At 72.3% G+C, this 7,961-nt stretch carries 7 protein-coding genes; 5 read left to right on the forward strand and 2 right to left on the reverse strand.

The genetic code is table 11. The features are described 5' to 3' along the window. Positions 1 to 44: 44 nt before the first annotated feature. The gene (locus ACFQ7F_RS44355; protein WP_190085156.1) at positions 45 to 326 is read right to left on the reverse strand and encodes an HPr family phosphocarrier protein; all 282 of its coding nucleotides are present in this window, start codon (positions 324 to 326) and stop codon (positions 45 to 47) included. A 210-nt stretch (positions 327 to 536) separates the two neighbouring features. Between ACFQ7F_RS44355 and ACFQ7F_RS44360 the strand changes: the two genes are divergently transcribed. Genes ACFQ7F_RS44360 through ACFQ7F_RS44375 form a run of 4 tightly spaced genes read left to right on the forward strand, consistent with a single transcriptional unit; the run spans position 537 to position 5,911 of the window. After that, positions 537 to 3,365 carry a GNAT family N-acetyltransferase gene (locus tag ACFQ7F_RS44360; protein WP_383284948.1) on the forward strand — a complete coding sequence of 943 codons (2,829 nt, stop codon included), beginning with the start codon at positions 537 to 539 and terminating at the stop codon, positions 3,363 to 3,365. Positions 3,366 to 3,416: 51 nt separating this feature from the next. Beyond that, a complete protein-coding gene (locus tag ACFQ7F_RS44365; RefSeq protein ID WP_383284951.1) occupies positions 3,417 to 4,004 on the forward strand; it encodes a DUF5998 family protein in 588 nt (195 codons plus the stop codon). Continuing rightward, complete coding sequence (locus ACFQ7F_RS44370; RefSeq protein WP_383284955.1) at positions 4,004 to 5,197, forward strand: alkaline phosphatase family protein; 1,194 nt, start codon at positions 4,004 to 4,006, stop codon at positions 5,195 to 5,197. The genes ACFQ7F_RS44365 and ACFQ7F_RS44370 overlap by 1 nt, the downstream gene beginning before the upstream one ends. Before the next feature lie 54 nt (positions 5,198 to 5,251). After that, positions 5,252 to 5,911 (forward strand): thymidine kinase, encoded by a 660-nt coding sequence (locus ACFQ7F_RS44375; RefSeq protein ID WP_383284959.1) that lies wholly within the window; start codon positions 5,252 to 5,254, stop codon positions 5,909 to 5,911. An 18-nt stretch (positions 5,912 to 5,929) separates the two neighbouring features. On the opposite strand, the gene ACFQ7F_RS44380 is transcribed toward ACFQ7F_RS44375, so the two are convergent. Beyond that, positions 5,930 to 6,742 (reverse strand): VOC family protein, encoded by an 813-nt coding sequence (locus ACFQ7F_RS44380; protein ID WP_383284962.1) that lies wholly within the window; start codon positions 6,740 to 6,742, stop codon positions 5,930 to 5,932. 327 nt (positions 6,743 to 7,069) lie between these two features. Here ACFQ7F_RS44380 and ACFQ7F_RS44385 point away from each other — a divergent pair, with 327 nt between their 5' ends. After that, positions 7,070 to 7,924 carry a sulfurtransferase gene (locus tag ACFQ7F_RS44385; protein WP_383284965.1) on the forward strand — a complete coding sequence of 285 codons (855 nt, stop codon included), beginning with the start codon at positions 7,070 to 7,072 and terminating at the stop codon, positions 7,922 to 7,924. Positions 7,925 to 7,961: the final 37 nt, after the last annotated feature.

The following is a 7,961-nucleotide window of genomic DNA, read 5'->3' on the forward strand; positions in this document are numbered from 1 at the left end:
CCCTGTTTCGGGCGGGCCCTTCGGCGTATGAGTACCAGTCTTTACTAGACGGTCTCGGGGAGCTCCTCGAGACCGTCCGCGACCAGCTTCGCCAGACGGTCGAGAGCGGCGTCCGCGCCCTCGGCGTCGGAGGCGAGCACGATCTCCTCGCCGCCCTGCGCGCCCAGACCGAGCACCGCGAGCATGGAGGCGGCGTTCACGGGGTTGCCGTCAGCCTTGGCGATCGTCACGGGGACGCCGGCGGCGGTGGCCGCGCGGACGAAGATGGAGGCGGGTCGGGCGTGAAGGCCCTCGGCCCAGCCGACGTTGACGCGGCGCTCAGCCATGTGTTGCTGCCCTTCCAGGTGTCTCACACTTGTCTAGACCAGTGTCTCATGCCGTCACGCGTGCTCCGTCGGCCGTCGTCCGTACGGTGTCGACCGACGGCCCCTGCTCCGTCGACCGTACGTCCTCGTGCCGCGGGCCCGCGTCCCGCCCTTCGACGACTCCTAGCCTGCCCCGGCCGAGGCGCCCCCGCGACCCGTACCCTGGGCCTCATGCAGACCCCGTCGGACCGGCAGGCATATCCCTCCCACTGGGAAGCCGATGTCGTCCTGCGGGACGGAGGCACCGCGCGGATCAGGCCCATCACGGCCGAGGACGCGGACCGCCTGGTCAGCTTCTACGAGCAGGTCTCGGACGAGTCGAAGTACTACCGCTTCTTCGCCCCCTACCCGCGCCTGTCCGCCAAGGACGTCCACCGCTTCACCCATCACGACCAGGTGGACCGTGTGGGTCTGGCGGCCACCGTGGGCGGCGAGTTCATCGCCACCGTGCGCTTCGACCGCATCGACTCCCGCGGCATGTCCGCGAGCGCGCCCGCCGACGAGGCCGAGGTCGCCTTCCTCGTGCAGGACGCCCACCAGGGCCGGGGCGTCGCCTCCACCCTCCTCGAACACATCGCGGCCGTCGCCAGGGAGCGCGGCATCCGCCGCTTCGCCGCCGAGGTCCTTCCCGCCAACACCAAGATGATCAAGGTGTTCACGGACGCGGGCTACCAGCAGAAACGCAGCTTCGAGGACGGCGTCGTACGGCTCGAATTCGATCTGGAGCCGACCGACCGCTCGCTCGCCGTGCAGCGCGCCCGTGAGCAGCGGGCCGAGGCGCGGTCCGTGCAGCGGCTGCTGACGCCGAAGTCGGTCGCCGTGATCGGCGTCGGGCGTACGCCGGGCGGCGTGGGGCGCAGCGTCCTTCGCAATCTGCGCGAGGCGGGCTTCACGGGGCGCCTGTACGCGGTGAACAGCGCGTTCGATGAGGGGGGCGAGGTCGACGGGGTGCCCGCCTACCGCTCCGTGCGGGACATCGACGAGAGCGTCGAGCTGGCCGTCGTGACCGTGCCCGCCGAGCGGGTGCCGCAGGCCGTCGCCGAGTGCGGTGAGCGCGGGGTGCTCGGGCTCGTGGTGATCTCCGCCGGATACGCGGAGAGCGGTCCCGAAGGGCGTGAGCGGCAGCGCGAACTGGTGCGCCAGGCGCGGTCGTACGGCACGCGCATCCTCGGCCCGAACGCCTTCGGGGTCATCAACACGTCGCCGGACGTGCGGCTCAACGCCTCGCTGGCCCCGCATCCGCCCGAGCGCGGGCGGATCGGCCTCTTCACCCAGTCCGGCGCGATCGGCATCGCGCTGCTCTCCGGGCTCCACCGGCGCGGTGCGGGCCTTTCGACCTTCGTGAGCGCGGGCAACCGCGCCGATGTGTCCGGCAACGACGTGCTCCAGTACTGGTACGAGGACCCCGACACCGATGTCGCCCTGATGTACCTCGAATCCATCGGCAACCCGCGCAAGTTCACGCGGCTCGCCCGGCGCGCGGCGACGGCGAAGCCGCTGGTCGTGGTGCAGGGGGCGAAGCACAGCGGGATCGCGCCCACGGGGCACGCCGTGCAGGCCACGCGGCTTCCGCATGCCACGGTGTCGGCGCTGCTGCGCCAGGCAGGGGTCATCCGGGTCGACACCGTCACCGAGATGGTGGATGCGGGGCTGCTGCTCGCGGGGCAGCCGTTGCCGGGCGGGCCTCGGGTCGCCATCCTCGGCAACTCCGAGTCGCTCGGGCTTCTCACGTACGACGCGTGTGTCGCCGACGGGCTCCGGCCTCTCCCGCCGCGGGATCTCACCACGGGGGCCACGCCGGACGACTTCCGGGCCGCGCTCGTGGACGCTCTGTCGGACGACGCCTGTGACTCGGTGATCGTCACCGCCATCCCCTGGGTGGGGGAGGACGGGGCCACGGCGTCTCCCGAAGGGGAGGAGTTGGCTGCTGCCCTGCGGGCTGCCGCCGCGGGGTGCCCCGCGAAGCCGGTGGCCGTGGTGCACGTGGAACTCGGCGGGCTCGCCGAGGCGCTGGCCGCTGCCACCCGTACTCGCCCTGACGCCCCTGTTCCCGCACCCGGCGCTGAAGGCTGTGCCCACCCGTCCCGCCCTGCGGGACGCCTGCCCACAGCAATGGCTACGGACCCCACGTACCGCATCCCCGCCTACCCCGCCGCCGAGCGTGCCGTTCGGGCACTCTCTGAAGCCGTCAAGTACGGGCAGTGGCGGCGCGAGGCCAAAGAACCCGGCAAGGTCCATGAGTACGAGGACATCGACGAGAGCGGCGCGGCCCAGCGGATCGACGAGCTCCTCGTGGAGCAGGGCGATCCCCGCGGCGCCACCCTCGCCGAGGGCGACGCCCGCGAACTGCTCGGGCGGTACGGCATCGACGTACGAGAGGCCCTGCCCGCGCCCGACCCGGACGCGGCCGTCGCGGCCGCCCATGCGCTCGGCTACCCCGTGGCCCTCAAGACCACGGCCCCGCACCTGCGCCACCGCGCCGACCTCGGCGGCGTGCGGCTCGACCTGGCGGACGAGGAGCAACTGCGCCGCGCGTACGCCGAACTGACCGTCGCCTTCGGCAAGCCCGCCGAGCTGCGCCCCGTCGTACAGCCGATGGCACCCCGCGGCGTCGACACCGTCGTCCGCGCGGTCATCGACCCGGCGGCCGGAGCGGTGCTCTCGTTCGGACTCGCGGGCGCCGCGTCCGAGCTGCTCGGCGACACCGGGCACCGGCTGATCCCCGTCACCGAGCGCGATGCGGGCTCCCTGGTCAGGTCCATCCGGACCGCCCCGCTCCTCTTCGGCTGGCGCGGCTCGGCACCCGTGGACACCCCGGCCCTCGAAGAGCTGCTCCAGCGGGTCTCGCGCCTCGTGGACGATCACCCCGAGGTGGTCGCCGTGTCCCTGGAACCCGTGGTCGTCGCCCAGCGCGGCCTCTCCGTGCTCGGCGCCTCCGTGCGGCTCGCGCCCCCGCCCGCCCGCAGCGACCTCGGCCCACGGGCCCTGCCCGGGTACTGAGGCGGCCGGTGGGGAACCGTGAGCCCTCCGCCGGGTCGTAGGATGGACGGCATGGCAAAGACCGGTACGACGACCCAGGGGCTGCGCGCGGCGATCGAGCGCAGCGGCTACTACCCGGCCCTCGTGGCCGAGGCGGTGGAGGCCGCGATCGGCGGCGATCCCATCGGGTCGTACCTGGTCCACCAGGAGACCACGTTCGACGCGAACGAAGTGCGCAGGCACGTGACGGTCCTCGTCCTGACCGGCACCCGCTTCATCGTCAGCCACACGGACGAGCAGGCCGCGGACAGCACCTCTCCCACGCCGTACGCGACGACCTCCACGGAGTCCGTGAAAATCAGCCGGATCTCGTCCGTCGTCGTCAGCCGTGTCGTCGCCAATCCCGAGAAGTACGTTCCGGGCTCGCTGCCCCGCGAGGTCGTCCTGACCATCGGCTGGGGCGCGGTGTCGCGCATCGACCTGGAGCCCGCCGCCTGCGGCGACCCCAACTGCGAGGCGGACCACGGCTACACCGGCAGCTCCACCGCCGACGACCTCAGCCTCCGTGTCAGCGAGGCGGGCGACGGCCCGGACGCCGTGCGCCAGACCCTGGCCTTCGCGCAGGCGCTTTCCGAGGCGACCGCGGAGACCGCCCGCTGATGTCCCTGCCCGCCTGGGACGACGTAGAGCCGCTCTCCCTCGACTCCGCCCCCCTGCCCGAGTACGGCGTGGGCTCGCTCGCCGACCTGCTGCCCACGCTCGTCTCCCACCAGGGCGTCGAGGGCTTCGCGCCCGTCATCCCCGAACTCGCCCCGGCCGACCGGAACTGCGTCTTCCTGATCGACGGCCTGGGCTGGGAGCAGCTGCGCGCCCACCCGGCCGAGGCGCCCTTTCTGACCTCGCTGATCAGTTCATCGCGCGGCGGTACGGGGCGGCCGATCACCGCGGGCTTCCCCGCCACCACGGCGACATCGCTCGCTTCGGTCGGCACGGGCCTGCCGCCCGCGTCGCACGGCCTGCCCGGCTACACGGTCCGCAATCCCGCCACCGGCGAGCTGATGAACCAGCTCCGCTGGAACCCGTGGACGGACCCGCGCAAGTGGCAGCCGTACCCCACCGTCTTCCAGCAGGCCCACGCCGCGGGCGTGCACACCGCCCAGGTGTCGTCCCCGACCTTCGAGAAGACCCCGCTCACCAAGATCGCGCTGAGCGGCGGCAGCTTCCGCGGCAAGCTCTCCGGCGAGGACCGCATGGACCTCGCGGCCGAGCAACTGGGCGCGGGGGACCGGTCGCTGGTCTATACGTACTACGCGGAGGTCGACGGCAAGGGTCACCGCTTCGGTGTCGACTCCGACGCCTGGCGCGGCCAGCTCATGTACGTCGACCGCCTGGTCCAGCGCCTGGCCGAGCAACTACCGCCGCGCAGCGCCCTGTACGTCACCGCCGACCACGGCATGCTCGACATCCCCTTCGACGAGCAGTCCCGTATCGACTTCGACGAGGACTGGGAGCTGCGTGCGGGCGTCGCCCTCCTCGGCGGCGAGGGCCGCGCGCGCCATGTGTACGCGGTGCCGGGCGCCGAGAACGACGTCCTGACCGTCTGGCGCGAGGTGCTCGGCGAGCAGTTCTGGGTGGCGAGCCGGGACGAGGCCATCGCCGCGGGCTGGTTCGGCCCGCCCGGCGCCGTCGACGAGCGGGTGTACGGACGCATCGGCGATGTCATCGCGGCCGCCCACGACGACGTGGCGATCATCGCCACCGAGAAGGAACCGAAGGAGTCGGCCCTGGTCGGCATGCACGGCTCCATGACCCCCGTCGAGCAACTCGTGCCGCTCATCGAAGTACGCTCCTGACCGGCCCCCGGTCGGCCCTGTCCCCCCGTACGCCCCGAAAGGCCCGAACTCCCCATGCCCGAGCTGGTGTTCTTCTCCGGAACGATGGACTGCGGAAAGAGCACACTGGCTCTGCAGATCGAGCACAACCGCTCGGCCCGCGGCCTGAAGGGGATGATCTTCACCCGTGACGACCGCGCGGGCGAGGGCAAGCTCTCCTCGCGGCTCGGCCTCGTCACGGACGCGATCGAGGCCGCGGACGACTTCGACTTCTACGGCCATATCGTTGACCACCTCTCGCAGGGTGGCCGCGCGGACTATGTGATCGCGGACGAGGCGCAGTTCCTCGCTCCGGGGCAGATCGACCAGCTGGCCCGCGTCGTCGACGACCTGGGCCTCGACGTCTTCGCCTTCGGCATCACCACGGACTTCCGCTCCAAGCTCTTCCCCGGCTCGCAGCGCCTGGTCGAACTCGCCGACCGCGTCGAGGTGTTGCAGGTCGAGGCCCTGTGCTGGTGCGGCGCACGCGCCACCCACAACGCCCGCACCATAGGGGGCGCGATGGTCGTCGAAGGCGCCCAGGTCGTCGTCGGCGACGTCAACCACGCGGCGGACGAGGTGGGTTACGAGGTGCTGTGCCGCCGTCACCACCAGCGCCGGATGACGGCGGCGACCTCGCGCGCGGGCGCCCTGTCGCCCGACGTACTGCCGGTCGACGCACCCGCCCGCGTCTGACGCCCACCCTCGTCCGGGTCAGCCCTCCGAGCGCACGAGCGCGAAGATCGCGCCCTCCGGGTCGGCGACCGTGGCCACGCGCCCATGGTCGCCCGCCCGAGCGGGCTCGACGACGTGACCGCCGAGTTCCACGACCCGCTCCACCGACGCGTCCACGTCGGCGACTTCGAAGTACGTCATCCAGTGCGGGCCCCGGTCCCGCGGCAGGTCCTGGCCCACACCGCGCACCGCGGCCACCGGCCGGCCGTCGACCTGGAACGTCACATAGTCGGATTTGGAGTCGGAAGGGACGACCGCCTCTTCGGCGTATCCGAAGACCGCTTGGTAGAACTTGACGACGTCCGCCGTCTCCGTCGTCACCAGTTCGTTCCAGCCGGGTGCTCCGGGCTGCCCGACCAGCTCGCCGCCCAGATGCTCCGCCGCCTGCCAGATCCCGAACACCGCGCCCGCGGGGTCCACGGCGATGGCCATCCGCCCGGCCGGGCCCGCGTCCAGCGGGCCGACGCCGATCGTGCCGCAGCAGTGCCGCACGGCGTCGGCGGTCGCGTTCACGTCCTCCGATGCCAGGTACGGCGTCCAGGCGATCGGCAGATGGTGGTCGGGCGGCAGCTGGCCGATCCCGGCGACCTCGTGGCCGTCGAGCAGCGCCCGTACATAGGGCCCGAGCTGCTCCGGGCCAGGCCGGAACTCCCAGCCGAACAAAGCTCCGTAGAACTCCTGGGTCGTGGCCAGGCCATGCGCCATCAGGCTCACCCAGGTGGGTGTGCCGGGCGCGCGGCCGACGGCCCCCGAGCCGTCACGCCGGCCCGTCGACCCCCGTGCCTCCGTCATCGTCACTCTCTCCTCGGCCCGTCATGGTGGCCGCTCGGCTCCGCTTTCGAACGCGCGTACCCGTGTCGCGCATTTGCCCGCCCGTGCAGATGCTTGCACCACCTGCGGCACCGCGCGCCCTGGCCGCGCCGCGTAGCCCGGCCCAGCTCAGAGGATGCCCGGTTTGCCGTTTCTCATCCGTTAACGCGCGATTGCTTAGTGGTGTCAGTGGTGTCGTCGGGAAGTACACGGCGTGCCCGGCCGCGTACGCGCTGCGTTCGAGGTCTCCGGCGGAGCAGGGTAGCCGGACCTGATCGAAGCGGCCACCTCGTACGCAAGGATGGGCCTATGAATGCCATCATCTCCGCATCCGAACTCGCGAGCGACTTGGCGGGCGAGAACCCGCCGGTACTCCTGGACATCCGCTGGCAGCTGAGCATGGCGAAGGCGGCGGGCGCCCCCGCCTTCGACGGGCGGGCCGAGTACGAGAAGGGGCACATCCCGGGCGCCGTCTTCGTCGACCTGGACGCCGATCTCGCGGGTGAGGCGGGCCCGGCCGGACGGCATCCCCTGCCGGACGTGGATCGCTTCGGAGCGGTGATGCAGGCGGCCGGGGTCTTCGCGGACCGGGACGTGGTCGTGTACGACGGCGGGCAGGGCTGGGCCGCCGCACGTGCCTGGTGGCTGCTGCGCTGGACGGGGCATCCTTCGGTGCGCGTGCTCGACGGCGGTCTCGCGGCGTGGAGCGGCCCGTTGGAGGCGGGGGACGAGCGCCCGGCGGCCGAGGGTTCGTTCGTCCCCGAGACGAACACCAAGGACCTCCTCGACGCGGACGCCGCGGCGGCCCTTGCCCGCTCCGGGCTGCTCCTGGACGCCCGCGCGGCCGAGCGCTACCGCGGTGACGTCGAGCCGATCGACCGCGTCGGCGGCCACATCCCGGGTGCGGTATCCGCGCCGACCACGGAGAACGTCACGGCGGACGGCATCTTCAGGCCGGCCGCCGACCTCGCGGACCGCTTCAACTCCCTGGGCGCGTCCGACACGTCCGAGGTCGGCGTCTACTGCGGCTCCGGTGTGTCCGGCGCCCATGAGGTGCTCGCGCTCGCGGTGGCGGGGATCCCGGCGTCGCTGTACGTCGGCTCGTGGTCCCAGTGGTCGTCGGACGAGTCCCGTCCGGTGGCCAAGGGCCCGGACCCGCAGTAGCGGGCGGCACATACGTCGGCGGGCCCCGCATCTGAAC

It is taken from the genome of Streptomyces sp. NPDC056486 (assembly GCF_042795295.1).
Lineage (GTDB): Bacteria > Actinomycetota > Actinomycetes > Streptomycetales > Streptomycetaceae > Streptomyces.